Below are 18,400 nucleotides of genomic sequence, written 5' to 3' on the forward strand. Positions count from 1 at the left end.
AGGGGGAATAAATAATCAGTCTTTTAATAACCGGATTTAGTATGAACTCTCAAAAATTAATTATGCAATAACTCTAATCATATTATTGAAAACGGATTTAATATAATTAGCAAAACTAATGATATATATATATATATGCAAATAATTTATATATAATTGACAGTAAAAAGAAACGCCCTTAAGATGCCAACAAAGATTAATTTAGTGAATCAAGCTAGACATCCAAGCAGAAGGCATAAGTGGATTTTCCAACACTTCCCCCAATACTTCTAGAAGATAGCTCAAGTCTTTTGGGAGTCGATCGGACATTGATGGCGACAGCACCATCTATGCTGGCTCCGACAACGCTAGAGGTGGTTCCTCAAATCACGCCTCTCACCCTATCTTCCCCTAGCAATTTTCTTGCTCCCGTGAGCGCGACGGCGAGCGATAACTTAGCTAATCAAGGTGATTCTCTGCTATCAGTCCCATTATTAGTTAATCCAGAGGCTGTTAATTTCTCCTTTTCAGATCAAGATACTTCTTGGCGAGGGACTCCTCAAATCACTCAGCTAGATGATTTAGGCGAGGTTTTAGTTGTTCCGGGCAATCCCTCAGAAAGGGTGAATATGGTTGTCCAGTGGACATTGCGAGAAGCCGATTTTAATAATGAAGTGGGATTCTTTCTGGTGGATCCTTTAGGTGGGGTAGAAGGTATCGCCCCCGGTGAAGAAGGATTCGCCGAAGCGGCTTTAAGCAGTTCCAGCCGGCAAACTCTCTTCAATTCGGGTAATCAAGCGGGAAATTGGCGAGAATTTACCGTTCCAGGGGGTAGTCGCCTAGGGTTTTATGTGATTCAGAATAATACCAGCGCTAATTGGTTAGAAAATAATCGACAAAATCAGGGTCAATCGGAGTTAGCTTTTTTCTCCCTTAAAGGAGCTAATCCTGATAATTTTGATCATTCCCAAAGCAGTCATCTTGGCCGCGGAATCTGGCGACTTAATTGGGAAGATTTGACGGGTGGGGGAGATCAAGATTTTAACGACGTGGTTTTTAATATTGCTCAAGCAGGAATTGTCTTACCCGGAGACAAAGAACAGCAGGTTCCCCTCACAGTTGAGGCTGTCAGTCAGGATAATACTTTTCCAAACGAGATGGGTTATTACTTGGTTGATACCCCGGATGGCGAGATAAATGGGATTAAACCAGGGGATCAGGGTTATTTAGAGGCGGCTTTGTCAGGCGATCGCCACCAGGTAATTTTTGCCTCTGGGAAAGCGTTTGATAGTAAAACTTTTAACGTCCCTTCTGGGAAATATCTGGGATGGTATCTAGTCGCTAACGGGACGACAGATCAGGCGATCGCCAAGGGAGAAAATGCCCCGCCGGTTTTCTTTTCCTTTGCGGCGGCGAATGAAGATGGTTTGAATCATGTCCATGCTCAACAGGATAGTCAGACTTGGGCCTGGGAAGATTTTTTGGGTGGCGGCGATCGCGATTTTAATGATTTAGTGTTTCGGTTCAGTTTCGGGGAACCCACTGGAGAACCGATTCAGTTACCGTCTTTGAGTATTGAAAATACCACAGTAACGGAGGGGGACACAGGAACTCAATCTGCTAATTTTACAGTTCGTTTATCAGCGCCTGCAAATACAACAGTTACGGCTCAATTTACGACGAAGGATGGAACCGCGCAGGTGGGGACAGATTATGAATCTTCGACGGGGATTTTGACGTTTGCACCGGGAGAAGTGGAGAAAAAAATTACAGTTGATGTCAAGGGCGATACGATTAGCGAGCCTACGGAAATCTTCACGGTCAATTTAACAGGAGTGACCAATGCTATTCTGATTCAAGGTGAGGGAATTGGCACGATTCTGGATAATGATAATTCGGTGAATCCACCTGATAATAATCCTCCTGTCACCGATGCAGATAAAACTATTACTTTACCAGAAGATAGTCAACCTATCCCCTTAAATATTAATCCACCTACAGATATTGATGGGGATACTTTAACGGTTTCTATCACTCAATTACCAGATAATAGCAAAGGAAAAATAACTTTAGCTAATGGCACAGTTATTAATGTGGGTGATAAGATTTCGATTAATTCCCTAACTTCTTTGCTATACACACCTCTAGCAGATGTTAATGGTAGTGGTGGCAATTTTGTTTATACTGTGAGTGATGGTAAAGGAGGGAGTGATAGTCAAACAATTAGTTTTGTCATTAATCCGATTCAAAACCCTGGTAATAATTCTCCGGTAACAGATGCTGATAAAACTATTACTTTACCAGAAGATAGTCAACCTATCCCCTTAAATATTAATCCACCTACAGATATTGATGGGGATACTTTAACGATTTCTATCACTCAATTACCAGATAATAGCAAAGGAAGAATCACTTTAGCTGATGGCACAGTTATTAATGTGGGTGATGAGATTTCAATTAATTCTCTGACTTCTTTGCTATACACCCCTCTAGCAGATGTTAATGGTAATGGGGGCAATTTTGTTTATACTGTGAGTGATGGTAAAGGAGGGAGTGATAGTCAAACAATTAGTTTTATTATCAATCCCAGTAACTTAATTGTTTCTGCTGTTTCCGCGAATAATGCTCCTGAATTTACGACTAATCCTGAGTTAGAGATTATTGTCGGTAATGATTATACTTATGATGCAAATGCCGTTGATGCGGATAATGATACCTTATTCTACTCCCTCTCCCTTGCCCCTGATGGTTTAACCATTGACAATAATACTGGTGTTTTAAGTTGGAAATCCCCAACAATCGGCAATTATAACATCTCCATTTCCGTGGAAGATGGTAAAGGGGGAAGGGATACCCAAACTTATAATTTAGGGGTAGTAACCAACGTTATTGATTCTCAACTAAATCGCCCTCCAGTATTCGTTTCCAATCCTGTTGTTTATGGTAATCTCAACAGTGAATATCGTTATGATGCTGATGCGACTGATGCTGATAATGATAATTTAACTTATTCTGTCATCAATGCCCCTAATGGCTTGGTAATCAATCAGAATACTGGTGTTGTTACATTCACTCCCACCGTCTCAGGAGCAACCGAGATAACCTTACAAGTTAATGATGGTAAGGGGGGTATTGCGACTCAGATTTATACTTTATCGGTGTTAGAAGAAGAAACGGATAATTATGCACCTGTCATCATCTCTGAGCCTATTCTTAAAGCTAGTACCAGTCAAAATTATGTTTATGATGTTAATGCGATCGATCCTGATAAAGATATTTTAACCTATTCTTTAGTGAATGCTCCTCAAGGAATGAGTATTGATAAGTCAACAGGAGAAATTCTCTGGAACACAGCAGGTAAAACTGTTGGTAACTATAATATTTCTGTTAAAGTTACGGATAATCGTGGGGGTGTGGATACCCAAGAGTTTGTTATTGCTTTAAATAATGCTTTATTAGGAACAATTGAAGGAGTTAAATGGGAAGATGCTAATGGTAACGGAATATGGGATTCAGCTAATTTTGAAGACTTTGTTGATATATCATCTATCAGACTGAATGGCGATAGCAAAATAGTTAATTCTCAAATTGTCAGCAATAAAGACGTTTTAAGATTAGCAGAATCAGAATTTTATTCATCGGGAAATGCTTTGTTAAAGAATCCCTTTAGCTTTGTAGGAGAAAATGGAGAAAATTTATCTTTCTCTACTAACTTTAGTTTTTTAATCTCTGATTCGAGTGGACTTGGGGATGAAGATGGTGAGGGTGCGGATGGAATTGCTTTTATTGTTAGTCCTACAGATACCATTGGTAGTGCAGGAGGAGGAATTGGTTATGAAGGCTTAAATAACACTGTTGTTATTGAATTAGATACATTTAATAATGGTAGCCAAGATCAAAATAATGGCAATCATATTGGTATTAATGTTAATGGAAGTACAACCTCTCTTGTCCAAACAAATATTGCCACTAGATTTAATAATAGTGAGATTTGGAATGTTTGGATTGACTATAATGGCTCGTCACAATTACTAGAAGCTAGAGTCTCTCAAGACTCTAATCGCCCTACACAAGCCACTGTTTCCGCAACAATTAATATTGCTGAAATTCTCGGACAAAATGAGTTTTTTGTCGGTTTTACTTCTGCTACAGGGGCAGGATTAGGAAACCATGATATTCTTTCCTGGACATTTATTAACAATGAACCTGCTTTAGAAGGAATTACCGTCTATCTTGACTCAAATAATAATGGCACTTTTGATAACAATGAGCCTAGTCAAATCACCGATGAAAACGGAAAATATCAATTCACTGGGTTAGAAGCAGGTACTTATATTGTCAGGGAAATTGTACCGACAGACTATGAACAAACTTATCCTAGTGGACAACCTACAGATTCTCTGGGAGATGGTTTTGCTGATGTTATTCTTGACTACTTTAACAGTGGAGCAGGAACGTTTAATGAACCTTATGGAGCAGATAATGATGGCAATGGCCCTGTTTTAGTCAGTGTTGATATTATTTTAGGAAGTGATACTTTAGGAGCATTATCACTTCCTACAGGCTCTTATGTAACTGTTGGTTTTACTGACGAAATTATTATTGATAAACCGGGTAACGATATTTTTATTCCAGAAATCGGATTTGCTGGAGAACAAGCAGAAGTTTACGTTAGTTCTAACTTAGAAGATTTTGTCTTACTTGGAATTGGAGATGGCGGAACAACTTCAATTTTTGATCTTGCTTCAATCAATTTTACCCAACCAGTCCGAGCTATAAAAATTGTTGGACTTGACAATAATGGACTAAGCCCAGGTTTTGATGTTATCAATGTACAAGGATTACCGGATAGTATTGCTAGTCCAGATTTTTATACTATAAAACTCAAAGCAGGAGAAACTGTTAGTAACATCAACTTTGGCAACCAAAAAATTGATCAACCTATCCCCAATCAAGCTCCCGTATTCACTAGCACAGCGCCTCAAAATGCCAAAATAGGACAATTATTAACCTATCAAGCTACTGCTACCGATGCCAATAATGACAGGTTAACCTATAGTTTACTCAATCAACCTAAAGGTATGACAGTTGATGCGGAAACTGGTATCTTAATTTGGCAACCAAAACAAAATCAAATCGGTAATAATCGAGTAGTTTTGCGAGTCTCTGACGGTAAAGGAGGCATTGCTACTCAAGAATTTTTCCTCAATACTAAAGGGATTAACACCCCACCGCAAATTATCTCCTCTCCTAACACCCTTACCCTGATTAATAATACCTACAGCTATGAAGTAAGAGCCACCGATTTTGATAACGATACCCTAACCTATAGCCTGATTAATCCCCCTGAAGGGATGACCATTAATGCCAATACTGGCTTAATAGCCTATACTCCTACTAATTTAGGAAAACAAACCATTGAAATAAAAGTTAGCGATGCTTTTGGGGGGACTAATACCCAATCCTATCAATTACAAGTTTTAGCCACATTAGGTAACAATTTACCTAGTATTACCAGCACACCTAAAATCATCATTGGTGCTGGGGGATTATATCAATATGATGTCGAGGCTAATGATCCCGAAAATACCGCTATTAGCTACAATTTAACGGTTAAACCCAATGGGATGACTATTGATGCAAATACAGGTTTAATTACTTGGCAAACTCAGAACACCACTAACGGTGATTTTCAAGTTACAGCCACAGCGACGGATGCAGATGGTGGAATTGCTTATCAAAATTACTATATCCGAGTTACTCCTAATCAGGCACCGATTATTAGTTCTCAGCCATTAGAATTAGCTCAATTAGGCGTTACTTACAAATATGATGTCATTGCCAAAGATGCAGATAATGACACTTTAACCTATAATCTCTTACAGGCTCCTCAAGGCTTAACTATTGATCAATTTGGCCGTATTCGTTGGCAATCTTCATCCCAAAATCAAGGTATTTATCCTGTGAAGATTCAAGTCAGCGATGGACGCGGGGGAATCACCACTCAAACCTATAATTTAACCCTTAGCAATGATGATATTACTAATCCGGTAGTGGAATTAGGCTTTAATACCAATCTGATTAATATTGGTCAAAGTATTAATTTCCAAGTTCGAGCAACAGATAATATCGAAGTTAAAACCCTCACTTTAACGGCTAACAAAACTCCGCTAACTCTTAATCCTAATACTCCCAACGGACAAATTAATACCGCCACTTTTGTCGGTCAAAAAGCAGGAGTTTATCAAATTATTGCTACTGCTACCGATGCAGCCGGTAATCAGGATACAGAAACAATTGAAGTGCGGGTACTTGATCCCAGTGATACCGAAGCACCTGTTGTTGAAATTAACAAAACTAACTTAGAAGCCACCCAAGGCATTATCAAGTCGCCTACAGATATTATTGCTACCGTCACAGATGATAACCTCGAATTTTATCGAGTGGAAATTGCCCCGATTGAAGCAGTTAATTTAAGCAATATCGGGGAAGATGATCCAGATTATACTTTATTGACAAAAGGCACTAAGAATGTTACTAATCAGCAGGTAGCTAATCTAGATCCTCGTTTGTTAGCAAATGGAAGTTATCTAGTGAAAATTACCGCTTTTGATTTTAGTGGTAATGGTAATGTCCAAGGGGTTATTTTAAATGTGACAGGAGAAAATAAACCGGGTGAGTTTTCTCTAGAATATACTGACCTATCTATTCCTTTAACTGGTGTTCCCATTGAAATTATCCGTCGCTATAATAGCTTAGAAAGTACAACTCAAGGAGATTTTGGCTATGGTTGGAATTTAGGTTTACAAGATGCCAAAATTGTCGAATCTTCCTCTGATGGACGAGATTTAAGTGATGCTAATTCCGATTTATTTGGAACTTCTAATACCTTCTCCGTCGGGACACGAGTAACTTTAAATACTCCCGATGGTCGCCGCGTTGGATTTACTTTTAATCCCGTACCAGTTTCTGCTAGTTTCTTCGGTGCAATTTATGCTCCTAGCTTTACTCCCGATGCAGGGGTATTTGATAAGCTAGAAACAGAAAACTCTCCTTTAACTATTCGTAGTGACGGTACTGTAGGAGCATTTTTATTCAGTTTTCTTGGTTATAATCCCTCGCAATACAAATTAACCACCAAAGATGGAACGGTTTATAAGTATGATCAGAATTTTGGTTTAATTGATGTCACCGACAGAAATGGCAATAAATTAACCTTCTCCGATGAGGGTATTACTAGCTCAACGGGTGCTGAAATTGACTTTATTCGAGATGGTCAAGGTCGCATTACTGAAATTATCGATCCTGATGGTAAATCTATTAAATATGTTTATGATAGCAACGGTGATTTAATTGAGGTGATTGATCGCACCAATAACACCACCGAGCTAGTTTATGATGACCCCAATCGTCAACACTTCTTAACAGAAATTATCGATCCCTTGGGACGCAGTGCGACTCGTACAGAGTATGACGAAAATGGACAAATCAGCAAGATTATTGACGCTAACGGTAATGAATTAAATATCGCTTTTAATAATGCTACTAATAGCCAAACCATTCGAGATCCTTTTGGTAATAATATTACCCGGGTTTTTGATGCTCAAGGTAACGTCATTCAAGAAGTTGATCAATTAGGGGGTATTACTTTACGCACTTACGATGAAGATAATAACCTGTTAAGTGAAACCGATCCCGAAGGGAATATCACCAGTTATACTTATGATAGTCGAGGTAATAAGCTGACAGAAACCAATGGGGAAGGTAACACAAAAACCTTTACCTATAACGATAATAACGACATCCTGACAGAAACGACTGCTTTAGGTTTTGTCACCACTTACACCTATGATAATAACGGGAATCTCACTAAACGGGAAGACACAGAAAGCAATGTTACTGAATATGAATATGACTCCTTGGGACTTTTAACTACTGTCACCGATGCTAATGGTAAAATTAGTAACTTTAAGTATGATAATCGTGGTAACTTAACTGAATTAACCGATCCTACGGGAGCAAAAACCACCTTTACCTATGATAGTAATGGACGAGTTGCTAGTGTTACTGATGCGTTGGGAGCAATTACTAATTATATCTATGATGCTCAAGGACGCTTGATTGAAAAAGCTGATCCTGAAGGGAGTAGTTGTGGTTGTGCGAGAGGTATTACCAAAACCGAATATAACGCCGCAGGGGAGAAAATCGCCGAAATAGACGCATTAGGAAGACGCACAGAATACCGTTATAATGATCGTGGTTTATTGATTGAAACTATCTTACCTGATAGCACTCCTACTAATTTAAGCGATAATCCTCGCACCAAAAACGAGTATGATGCTCTTGATCGCCTCACTGGTTTTACCGATGAATTAGGACGTAAAACTATCTATGTTTATGACGCATTAGGGCGAGAAATTGAGGTAATTTATCCTGATAGTACCCCTAACAATTTAACCGATAATCCCCGTACCAAGAAAGAATACGACAAAGCCGGGCGAGTAATTGCGAAAATTGACGAATTGGGTAATCGTACCGAATATGATTATGACAAGAGCGATCGCCTTTTAACTGTTACTAATGCCCTGAATCAAATTACTAGCTATAATTATGATGCAGACGGGCGAAAAGTTGCCATGACAGATGCGTTAGGGCGCATCACTGAGTATGATTATGACGAGCTTGATCGCCTTCTTACCACAACTTATGCTAATAATGCGGTAATGACTACCACTTATGATCCTTTAGGACGAGTGATAGTAGAAACAGATTTAGCAGGAAATACCACTAATTATGAATACGACGCTTTAGGAAGACTAACGGCGGTAATTGATGCTTTAAATCAACGTACTGAGTATAAATATGACTTAGTGGGTAATTTAATCGAGCAAAAAGACGCAAATGGTAATATAACTAAGTTTGAATATGACAGTTTACGCCGTCTAAAAGCTACCATCTTACCCGGTGGACAACGTAACGAGACAATCCACGATAAAATCGGTAATTTAATCAAAGTAACTGACTTTAATGGAGTCGTCACCACCTATAAATATAATGAGCGTAATTGGTTAACCGAAAAATCTTTCTCTGATAGTACACCAACGGAAACTTTTACCTATACCTTGACGGGGGAATTAGCTACCGTTATCGATAATCGAGGGGTGACAAATTATGTTTATGATGAGCGTGACAGGTTAATTAGTCGTACCGAACCCGATAACCGTACTATTAGCTATACTTACGACAAGGCTAGTAATATTCTTACCTTAACCGTACCTTCAGGCACAACTACTTATACTTATGATGCGTTGAATCGCCTTGATACTGTTAAAGATGCGGATAATGGAGTAACAGACTACGATTATGATGCGGTGGGTAATTTGATTAAAACAGTCTTCCCCAATGGGGTGACAGAAAATCAACAATATGACTTGTTAAATCGCTTAACCTATCTCGAAAACCTCAATTCTACCGGTATTATTTCTAGTTATACCTATACCCTAGATGCAATGGGTAATCGGGTGAAAGTAGTAGAAAATGATGGTCGTACAGTGGAGTACAACTATGACAATGTCTATCGTTTAACTCAAGAGAAAATTACTGATACTGTAGCAGGTAATAAAACGATTACTTATAGTTTTGATGCAGTAGGAAATCGTTTAGAAAAAGTCGATTCAGTGGAAGGTACGACTACCTATACATACAACGAGAATGACAGATTATTAAAAGAAATCCTTGGCGGAAATGTTACCCAATATCAATACGATGAGGAGGGTAATCTCCTTGCTAAGGTAGAAAATGGCGCAACTACCACTAATTATGAGTGGAATGCTAAGGGTGAATTAACTGCGGTAGAAGTCACGGAAAATGGCGAAACCGGACGCATTGAGTTTGAATATGATCACAATGGTATCCGAGTGGCGATTGATGTGGATGGTGAGGTGACACGCTTCTTAATCGACAACAATCAACAGCAATACGCCCAAGTGATTGAGGAATATCAAACTAATGGTACAGTGAATACTACCTATACTCACGGTTGGGATTTAATCTCTCAAGATGACGGTGCAAATCGGATTTACTATCAAGTGGATGGTTTGGGTAGCACTCGTTTGATGACGGGTAATAATGGTTCTGTCATCGTAGAATATGATTATGATGCTTATGGTAATTTAACCCGTAAAGTCGGGGATGCGGATAATAATTATCTGTTTGCTGGTGAGCAGTTTGATGAGGCGGTAGATGGTTATTATTTACGAGCAAGGTATTATGATCCTAATACTGGACGTTTTGCTTCCGTTGATCCGTTTGAGGGTTTCAATAATCAGCCGATAACGTTACATGATTATTTATACGCTGGGGTTAATCCGGTAAATGCGATCGATCCTAGTGGGGAGGTGTCTTTAATTGAGTATAGCCTTTTGATTAGGTATATTCCTCTAATAATTGCTACAGCATTTGCAGTTGATTGTTACACCAAATATCTAAATGACGTTGCTAATTGTAAGGATCGTAGAACAGAAAGAGCAAGAGCAATATGCTATAGTGAAGCAGCAGAAATGCTTGCTAAATGTTTAAGAGGAGGATAACTCTCACCACCTTAGTCGTTTTTAAAATACTTAATAATAAGTCCCCAAACAAAATTATCTGTCTAAAAAAATATGAAAATGAATAATTTAGGTGAAATTATCGCCACAAGACATTACACTGTATTGAGTAACAACAAAAAAATTGTTGTTAAGATAGGTAAACCCTTTGTTTATAATGATTCTCAGGATTATGTCTGTCCTTTTCAAATCATAGGCTTACAAGACGAGAAGATAAAGTGTATTTTTGGTGTGGATTCTATACAATCATTGTTACTAGCCCTAAAAGCTATAAAATCTTACTTAGATAGCTACGCAGAGCAAGAAAATGAAATACTAAGTTGGCTTGGTGGTGACTCTGGAGATTTGGATTTAGAAGTTTAAACTGTAGCTTGTAGGGTGGGTTAGTGCGATCACCTGATCTTGTAGTGCGATCGCCTCTCTTGTAGGTTGGGTTGACAACGGAAACCCAACATCATCCCCCGATTATTCTTCATGTTATGGATTGGGCGGCGCTTCGTTTAGCTCAAACTGCGAATGATTTTTATTATCTTTGCTCATATAATCAGGTGAAACTCAAGAAGGCCGTCAAATTGCAACTCAAGATATAATTCAACAAATTCGTCAAATTTTACCTTATGCACCAGCCTATAAAAGCAAAAATAATCCCTATGGTATGAGATTAAAAGTTACAATTAGGATCAAAGGTTTTAATGGAGGGCAAGGAAATTTAATCACAATCTGGCAAATAGATCAAGGCAAAATTATTCCTAGATTAATTACAAACTGGTTAGAAGTTTACAGCTAAAAGAGCAAAACATAATGAAAGCAAAAATTAATGATTCGATTCAAACTTTAATAGATATAACCGCCGATTTTTCAGATTTAATCATTCCTAAAGGAACAATTGGTGCAATAGTTGAATCCTATCCTAATCCTGAAGCATACGCTATTGATTTAATGATTTCTAATCCTAAAGTCATTGGTGGTTTTACTTATGAAAATGTAATTTTATCTCCTGAACAATTTATTGTTATTTCTTCTCAATCAATATCAGTGCGATCGCCGCTCTTGTACATTGGGTGATCGGTACTCAACCCAACATCATCCCTAGGATGCTCTAATCTTGTGTCGTGATCTTGTGATATTTTGGTTGAGAGTGCAATGTTGAAAGCACTGCGTAGCAGCACGCTAATTCATAAATTATCAAAGGAGATTGTCATGAAAGGAGAATTCACCGCCATCATTGAAGCAGCAACAGAAGGGGGATACTGGGCGATTTGTCCTGAAGTACTAGGTGCAAATGGTCAAGGAGAAACCATTGAAGAAGCCAAAGAAAGCTTAAAAAGTGCTATTCAACTAATTTTTGAAGATCGTTTAGCTGATATTCGTCGAGGACTACCAAAAGAAGCGATCGAGGAGACAATTACCATTCCATGAAACGTAAAGAATTAGAAAAAAAGTTGCGGAAAGCTGGTTGTTATCTTAAGCGAGAGGGTGCTTCTCATTCTCTTTGGATTAACCCTCAAACTGGGGTCATTGAAGCTGTACCGCGACATACAGAAATCAAAGAATTTTTAGCACAAAAAATTCTCAGAAACCTGAATGCCCAATAGTGCGATGCCGAAGGCACTGCCTAGCAGTACGCCGATCTTGTAGGGTGTGTTAGACGGCGATTATCTTTGATAAAAAACTCAAATTAACAATCCGCACCCCACGCACTAACTTTATGATTAAATTGGTGCGTTACGCTATCGAAAAGCTCACCCTACGAGTTAGTGCGATCGCCTGTAGCTGGGGTTGAGAGTTAAATAGAGCAAATTATAAATTATTAAAGCAAAATCGATGAGAACCATTCCCTTAACTTTAGAACAGCTTATTTAAGCAGTACAACAATTGTCGCCTGATCAACGAATTGCGATCGCCTGATCGGGTAGAGAACAGGGACGTATTGCCTAAGACGGATAACAGAAGATAGAGGTAAGTCACGACTCCCTGATCACTAATTTTTGATAAGCTAAGAGACAGTAATTATAATTTCGTCGTCAATCCTATGATTTTGCCAGGTAGTACCGTTCGAGTCAGCAATCCCGATGATACCTACTATAAATTTGAAGGTTTAGCCCAGCGTTTAAGCGATGGGAAAGTAGCCGTTCTTTTTGAGGGGGGCAACTGGGATAAGTTAGTCACCTTTAATCTCTCGGAATTAGAAGAAGTAATTATTGCCCCCGCTAAAGGCAAAAAATAACCATGCGTCCACCTTTACCGCAATTGGCTACGGATAACCGCCATCCCGATCATATCGCCGAAGTTATCGAGACAACGACGACCGAGTTTTTAGCGCAATGTTTGGAACCAGAGGAGTTAAACTTTCCTTTTATGCCTGCTTTTGGTAGTTGGGTAAAAGCCTACGATGAAGAAACGGGTAATAAGATTTTTGGGATTGTCACCTTTGCCACCACTGCACCGATCGATTCGGTACATCGCGCTAGAGCTTTGGGGTTATCTTTGGCTGAATTGCGGGAACAACAGCCGCAGATTTTCGCTATGTTAAAAACGGAATTTCGGGCAACTATTGTCGGTTTTGAAACCCTGCCTGGACAATTTAATGGCAATGGTGCCGGGCGAGGTTATATCTATCAATATATTCCTCCCCGTCCCCCACAAATTCATCAGGCAGTTTATCAATGTGAGTCGTTAGAAGTGGTTTATTTTAGTGAACAATTAGACTTTTTACGAATTTTATTACAGGTCAAAAATACTCCCGTGGAAGCTTTGGCAGCCGCTTCTATCCGTCAGATGTATCAATTGCGTCAAGCTGATCGACAATGGTTAGTGAATGTGGGCAGACAGTTAAGTGTTTTACTTAAAGATGATTATGATCGCTTGCGTTATATTCTCAGTCAAATTCATCTTAGTCCTTAGATGATTCGGCTCTCTTGGCGCTCTTAGAGTAGTGAAAATACCTTACTCCCTCTCTTTGTGTCCTTTGTGTCTTTGTGGTTAAGAAAAAAATCAGCAACCCTTGCCCATTCACGGAACCGTTTATTACTCTATAATTCCTGTACTTGAGCAACCAGCTTTTTTCAATGGGTGGCAACAAATAGGTCGGCAAAAGGCGATCTCTGGTTGCCAAGGTCTCATAGTGACTCGGAGTTGAAAGAGTCCCCGACCTAGGAAATATTGATAGAGTATTGATAGGAGACTGGCAAAAATTCAACTATAAGAGGATTGTCACTGATGACAGCAGTTACCGAGAATGATCTGAAAAGGTTAGAAGATTTAATCGTTAGCGGACAGAAAGCGATCGAGTCCAGACTGACAGCGATCGAATCCCGACTGACAAACCTAGAAAATGGACAGAAGGCGATCGAGAACAGTTTAGGAGAAATTAAAGGGGATATTAAGGCCTTAGATGCCAAAGTTACGGGACTAGAAAAGAGGGTTGACGATCTCAACGCACGAGTCAACATTACCACCATTGGATTCCTTAGCATTGTCGGCATTTTGGTGACAGGAATGCTGACTATTGCTGGTAAAACAGTCTTTTTCCCCTAGAATAACTTATTCGATCTGCGCCACCGCGTCTAAGGGAGCATCAAGACTGGTAAGACGGCCTAAATAAGTCGGTCTATGGTTCTGCTCGCTGTCTATCCCGGGGAGAAATCCCTCTGGCATTTCTCCAATGCGAAATCTGGGCTAAAAATTGGCCTGGTCAGGAAATCTTGATGTTAAATTCCCCAAAAATTGCGCTAGGATCGGCTTAATAGCACAGGAAAGGCGATCGAGTGGGATAACCGATCCTGCGGTTTGAGAAGGTGACTGTATAATTGTTAGAGTATCAATAGATCAATTCCAGAGGAATCATGAGCAATATCCAAGATAAAATTCAAGAAGAGCTAGAAAATGCCAGAGCCGTCTGTAGTATAGAAGGTTCCACCTCTGGTGAATGTGCCGCCGCTTGGGATGCGGTGGAAGAATTACAAGCAGAAGCTGCTCACCAACGTCAAGACCATCCCCAAAAAACCTACTTTGAAAAGTATTGTGCTGATAATCCCGATGCCGCCGAGTGTCGCCTTTATGAAGATTAATCCAGTCAGGCAGCAGTTTTTTCTCTCCTCACAGTAGAATCCTAGCTTTAGGGCGATCTCAACTATAAAGAGATCGCCTCTCGTTTTTTTTGTTTGTTGGTCAAGCTGTGACCGATTTTGGCTCCCGCGTCGGAAGACAGTAAAATGTTGACAGTGTAATTGTCTAAATAATTTATGAATCAACTTTGGTTTCGTCCTCTCGTTTGGATAGATTATCGTTTAGCCGTCCTATTTACGGTGATTATTCCGGCAATTTTGTTAATTTGGTCTTTATTTGCAAAAATCGAATCATTACAGAAATTGTTGATTATCTATTGGCGAGTGGCTAGTCTTTTGTTAATTACCGTATATTTAATGATCGCTTCCTGGCCGATTGGTTTTGTCACCAGTTTTTTAGCTAAGATTTTAATCCCGATTTCTCTCTGGTTTTGGGTGGATATTAACGATGAAATTAAAGATTTACCCGCCAGTCCGATTAAATTTGTCACCACTGCTTGGCGTTGGGCAGTAACGATTTATTGTCCTTTAGGCGCGATTTCTACCTTACCTTTTCTCTCCTGTGCTATGTCAGGGGAATTGCTAAATTCTCCCTATTGTCAGGTTTGGCAGGAAGCACCCTGGCAGTTTCGCGAGATTTTTCATTCAGAAGCTACCGCTAATGTTTTGGGCTTTTTTGGTTTAGTTGGTCTCTCTTTTTATACTCTCTATTTTGCCCATTTTCTTCTTATTCGCCTTGGCAAACAGGGACGTTCAGCTTTACAACAGTAAGTTTTTAGCTATCGATGATTAGCCATTTTTCTATGAATATTGGTCAACAACTCGAACAATACACCCTCAAAAATCCCCAAGAGGTTTTATTAGTGACTATTGCTGTGGATGGGGAGGAGGAAGAAATCTCTATTTTTAAGGGTTTTTCTAGTTCTCTTACTCGCAGCACCCCCTACGATCCCGATATTCCGATCATTCCTGAAACGGCGACAATTATTAAGATAGATCGTCTTGCTAGTCCTTATCATCCCCTTAATCCTCGCTATATCCAAGAAAATCTTAGCTTAGAGAAAATGCAGTTTTTACTGATTAATTGAACGGGTAATTTTGCTTGGATAATATCAGCACCCATCTCGATGGATTTAACAGCTTTTATTTACCTTCCACAAACCTTGTCTATCTAGACAAGAGGTAAATTTTGCGGCGTTTTAGTGGTAAAATTACCGGGGAATGATAATCTCTGCCAGTATTCAAGCTGTCAAAGTGGATTTGATCCTCGGTATCGATCGAGAACAATCAAAAAACTGGAGAATAATCTGGAGAATCTATGCAACTTAAACAATCTAACCAAGAACTGTTACAAATTGAGTATTTAGCCACCGCTGCTACGGGACAAAATATAGTTAAGGATGATGGCAAAGATGTGATTGAAGGATTAACTAAAACCCCCAAAAGTTTACCATCTAAATATTTTTATGATCGGCAAGGTTCGCAACTTTTTGAAGAAATCTGTCAATTGCCAGAATACTATCCCACTAGGACAGAAGCGGCTATTCTCCAAGAATATGCTCAAGAAATTGTCGCTTATACAGGATACTGCGAATTGATAGAATTAGGTAGTGGTAGTTCCACTAAAACTCGTCTGTTATTGGACGCTTATTATCAACAGCAAAAATCCTCTAAATATGTACCTATCGATGTTAGTGAAACTATTCTCCAAGCTAGTGCGATAGAATTACAAAAAGAATATCCTAATTTACCAATTCAGGGGTTAATTGGAACCTATGAACAGGCCTTAGCCTGTTATCAAAATGCTTCCGATAATACCAGAATGATTTTTTTCTTGGGAAGTTCGATCGGTAATTTTTCTGCGGCTGAATGTGATAAATTTTTAGAAGAAATTGCCACTGTCTTAAAAGCTGGAGATTATTTTTTATTAGGGATTGATCTCCAAAAACCATCAGCAATATTAGAAGCAGCTTATAATGATGCCCAAGGGGTGACGGCCGCTTTTAATTTAAATATGCTTTCCCATTTAAATTGGCGTTTTCAAGCTGATTTTAATCTTGATTTATTTAGTCATAAAGCTATCTATAATCAAGATCAATCTCAAATCGAAATGTATTTGATTTGTCAAAAAACTCACCCTGTGCATCTTAAAAAACTCGATTTAACGGTTAATTTTCAAGCATCGGAGGGTATTTTAACAGAAATTTCGCGTAAATTCAACCTAGAAACTATGCAAAAAGACCTAGAATCAAAGGGATTAAAACCGCTTAAGGTTTTCACAGATACTGAAAATTTATTCGGTTTAATTCTCTGTCAGTTATCCCTGTAAATAATGAGAAAATTATCATCAGTAATAGAGGCATAAAAACATGGAAAAGATTCAAGCACAGGCTCCTATCTCTCTAAAAAAATGTAGTCGAGAAAATATACTGGACTATTTTGAAAATGCTTGGCAATTAGAAGATATTCTGTTAAAAAGCATCATCAAAGAGGAAGCTTTTTATTGTAACCCTGACGATCTAAGAAATCCCCTCATTTTTTATTTAGGTCATGCGGCGGCTTTTTATCTGAATAAATTGCAGATGGTTAACCTGTTAAAAAAAAGCCCTAATCCTGACTATGAATTATTGTTTGGAGTGGGAGTAGATCCAGCAACTCCCGCAGAATTAAACTCTGCTATCGCTCATATTCAGTGGCCTAGGGTGGATAAAGTTTGGGAATATCGACAACAAGTCTATGAAATTGTGGTCGAAATAATTAAAAATGTACCTCTTAATCTTCCTATTCATCCGCAGCATTCTCTCTGGTCATTAATGATGGGAATTGAGCATCAGCGTGTTCACTTTGAAACATCTTCAATGTTACTCAGACAACTGCCCTTAGATTGTCTGCAACGTCCTCAAGGTTGGCATTATGCCCCTTCTTTTGGTCAAGCTAGTCCTAATCAAATGGTGGAGGTTTCTGGGGGAATAGTAGAAATTGGTAAACCCCAAGATTCTCCTATTTATGGTTGGGATAATGAGTATGGTTATCGGCAAGTTCAAGTTAACAATTTTCTGGTGAGTAAATATATGATTACCAACGGAGAATTTAAAGAATTTGTCCATAATGGTGGCTACGAAAATCCCAGTTATTGGGATGAAGAAGCTTGGCAATGGAAAAATCACTATCAAGTCAAATATCCTAAATTTTGGCTGGTAGATGAGGGAGGAAATTATCAATATCGAGCCATGTTTGATGTTTTCGATTTACCTCTTGATTGGCCAGTAGAAGTGAACTATTATGAAGCGATCGCTTACTGTCGTTTTCAAGGTCAAGGAATACGTTTAATGACGGAAGCTGAGTGGAATTTAGTCACCTATGGCAGTCAAAAAAATCGATGTTATACCCTAGAAAACGATAAATTTGATGACTATAACCTCAATTTAAAATTCTGTTCTCCCACTCCCGTGGGAATGTTAAAAAATACGGGCAATAACTCAGAAATTTATGATTTACGCGGTAACGTCTGGGAATGGCTAGAAGATGATTTCAATCCCTTAACTGACTTTCAACCCCATTACCTCTATGCTGACAATTCCACTCCTTTCTTTAATAGTCAACATAAAATGATGTTAGGAGGAGCTTGGGTGACTAACGGCACAGAAATCCTACCCTACTATCGCAATTGGTTTCGCCGGAATTTTTATCAACACGCTGGTTTTAGAATCGCACAAAGTCTTTAGGTGGGGTGTGGGGTGTGGGGTG

At 39.0% G+C, this 18,400-nt stretch carries 14 protein-coding genes; all 14 read left to right on the forward strand.

The genetic code is table 11. The features are described 5' to 3' along the window. Nucleotides 1-311 precede the first annotated feature (311 nt). The 14 genes from IQ234_RS21025 (at nucleotide 312) to ovoA (ending at nucleotide 18,378) form a co-directional block, all read left to right on the forward strand. Complete coding sequence (locus IQ234_RS21025) at nucleotides 312-10,568, forward strand: putative Ig domain-containing protein (RefSeq protein ID WP_228008401.1); 10,257 nt, start codon at nucleotides 312-314, stop codon at nucleotides 10,566-10,568. A gap of 78 nt (nucleotides 10,569-10,646) precedes the next feature. Next, the gene (locus IQ234_RS06710) at nucleotides 10,647-10,949 is read left to right on the forward strand and encodes a DUF6968 family protein (RefSeq protein WP_193956523.1); all 303 of its coding nucleotides are present in this window, start codon (nucleotides 10,647-10,649) and stop codon (nucleotides 10,947-10,949) included. Between the two features lie 235 nt (nucleotides 10,950-11,184). Continuing rightward, nucleotides 11,185-11,373 carry a DUF6883 domain-containing protein gene (locus tag IQ234_RS21915; RefSeq protein WP_416209673.1) on the forward strand — a complete coding sequence of 63 codons (189 nt, stop codon included), beginning with the start codon at nucleotides 11,185-11,187 and terminating at the stop codon, nucleotides 11,371-11,373. A gap of 14 nt (nucleotides 11,374-11,387) precedes the next feature. Beyond that, nucleotides 11,388-11,651 carry a hypothetical protein gene (locus IQ234_RS06715; protein ID WP_193956524.1) on the forward strand — a complete coding sequence of 88 codons (264 nt, stop codon included), beginning with the start codon at nucleotides 11,388-11,390 and terminating at the stop codon, nucleotides 11,649-11,651. Nucleotides 11,652-11,786: 135 nt separating this feature from the next. Next, a complete protein-coding gene (locus IQ234_RS06720) occupies nucleotides 11,787-12,005 on the forward strand; it encodes a type II toxin-antitoxin system HicB family antitoxin (protein ID WP_108935382.1) in 219 nt (72 codons plus the stop codon). After that, the gene (locus tag IQ234_RS06725; protein WP_190356582.1) at nucleotides 12,002-12,181 is read left to right on the forward strand and encodes a type II toxin-antitoxin system HicA family toxin; all 180 of its coding nucleotides are present in this window, start codon (nucleotides 12,002-12,004) and stop codon (nucleotides 12,179-12,181) included. The genes IQ234_RS06720 and IQ234_RS06725 overlap by 4 nt, the downstream gene beginning before the upstream one ends. A 437-nt stretch (nucleotides 12,182-12,618) precedes the next feature. Further along, on the forward strand, nucleotides 12,619-12,813 hold the full coding sequence (locus IQ234_RS06730; protein ID WP_002766960.1) for an NAD(P)H dehydrogenase subunit NdhS: 195 nt from the start codon (nucleotides 12,619-12,621) through the stop codon (nucleotides 12,811-12,813). Between the two features lie 2 nt (nucleotides 12,814-12,815). Continuing rightward, a complete protein-coding gene (locus IQ234_RS06735; protein ID WP_002766961.1) occupies nucleotides 12,816-13,490 on the forward strand; it encodes an HAS-barrel domain-containing protein in 675 nt (224 codons plus the stop codon). A 315-nt stretch (nucleotides 13,491-13,805) separates the two neighbouring features. Then, nucleotides 13,806-14,123: a DUF4164 domain-containing protein gene (locus tag IQ234_RS06740; protein WP_193956525.1), complete on the forward strand. Its 318-nt coding sequence runs from the start codon at nucleotides 13,806-13,808 to the stop codon at nucleotides 14,121-14,123. Nucleotides 14,124-14,431: 308 nt separating this feature from the next. Further along, a complete protein-coding gene (locus IQ234_RS06745) occupies nucleotides 14,432-14,656 on the forward strand; it encodes a Calvin cycle protein CP12 (protein ID WP_002788843.1) in 225 nt (74 codons plus the stop codon). A gap of 174 nt (nucleotides 14,657-14,830) precedes the next feature. Next, nucleotides 14,831-15,424, forward strand: coding sequence for a DUF3177 family protein (locus IQ234_RS06750; RefSeq protein WP_002770135.1), 594 nt, complete (start codon nucleotides 14,831-14,833; stop codon nucleotides 15,422-15,424). A gap of 32 nt (nucleotides 15,425-15,456) precedes the next feature. Continuing rightward, nucleotides 15,457-15,741, forward strand: a complete 285-nt coding sequence (locus IQ234_RS06755) for a hypothetical protein (protein WP_193956526.1) — start codon at nucleotides 15,457-15,459, stop codon at nucleotides 15,739-15,741. Between the two features lie 230 nt (nucleotides 15,742-15,971). Next, nucleotides 15,972-16,982, forward strand: coding sequence for an L-histidine N(alpha)-methyltransferase (gene egtD / locus IQ234_RS06760; protein WP_110578566.1), 1,011 nt, complete (start codon nucleotides 15,972-15,974; stop codon nucleotides 16,980-16,982). Nucleotides 16,983-17,022: 40 nt separating this feature from the next. Then, complete coding sequence (gene ovoA, locus IQ234_RS06765; RefSeq protein ID WP_193956527.1) at nucleotides 17,023-18,378, forward strand: 5-histidylcysteine sulfoxide synthase; 1,356 nt, start codon at nucleotides 17,023-17,025, stop codon at nucleotides 18,376-18,378. The last annotated feature ends 22 nt before the right edge of the window (nucleotides 18,379-18,400 follow it).

The sequence above is a fragment of the Microcystis aeruginosa LEGE 91341 genome, from assembly GCF_015206885.1.
Lineage (GTDB): Bacteria > Cyanobacteriota > Cyanobacteriia > Cyanobacteriales > Microcystaceae > Microcystis > Microcystis aeruginosa_H.

What these genes read in the sequence shown, in the direction of transcription:
- IQ234_RS21025 (WP_228008401.1), top strand. Translation starts at nt 312, where the DNA reads ATGGCGACAGCACCATCTATGCTGGCTCCGACAACGCTAGAGGTGGTT.
- IQ234_RS06710 (WP_193956523.1), top strand. Translation starts at nt 10,647, where the DNA reads ATGAATAATTTAGGTGAAATTATCGCCACAAGACATTACACTGTATTG.
- IQ234_RS06715 (WP_193956524.1), top strand. Translation starts at nt 11,388, where the DNA reads ATGAAAGCAAAAATTAATGATTCGATTCAAACTTTAATAGATATAACC.
- IQ234_RS06720 (WP_108935382.1), top strand. Translation starts at nt 11,787, where the DNA reads ATGAAAGGAGAATTCACCGCCATCATTGAAGCAGCAACAGAAGGGGGA.
- IQ234_RS06725 (WP_190356582.1), top strand. Translation starts at nt 12,002, where the DNA reads ATGAAACGTAAAGAATTAGAAAAAAAGTTGCGGAAAGCTGGTTGTTAT.
- IQ234_RS06730 (WP_002766960.1), top strand. Translation starts at nt 12,619, where the DNA reads ATGATTTTGCCAGGTAGTACCGTTCGAGTCAGCAATCCCGATGATACC.
- IQ234_RS06735 (WP_002766961.1), top strand. Translation starts at nt 12,816, where the DNA reads ATGCGTCCACCTTTACCGCAATTGGCTACGGATAACCGCCATCCCGAT.
- IQ234_RS06740 (WP_193956525.1), top strand. Translation starts at nt 13,806, where the DNA reads ATGACAGCAGTTACCGAGAATGATCTGAAAAGGTTAGAAGATTTAATC.
- IQ234_RS06745 (WP_002788843.1), top strand. Translation starts at nt 14,432, where the DNA reads ATGAGCAATATCCAAGATAAAATTCAAGAAGAGCTAGAAAATGCCAGA.
- IQ234_RS06750 (WP_002770135.1), top strand. Translation starts at nt 14,831, where the DNA reads ATGAATCAACTTTGGTTTCGTCCTCTCGTTTGGATAGATTATCGTTTA.
- IQ234_RS06755 (WP_193956526.1), top strand. Translation starts at nt 15,457, where the DNA reads ATGAATATTGGTCAACAACTCGAACAATACACCCTCAAAAATCCCCAA.
- egtD (WP_110578566.1), top strand. Translation starts at nt 15,972, where the DNA reads ATGCAACTTAAACAATCTAACCAAGAACTGTTACAAATTGAGTATTTA.
- ovoA (WP_193956527.1), top strand. Translation starts at nt 17,023, where the DNA reads ATGGAAAAGATTCAAGCACAGGCTCCTATCTCTCTAAAAAAATGTAGT.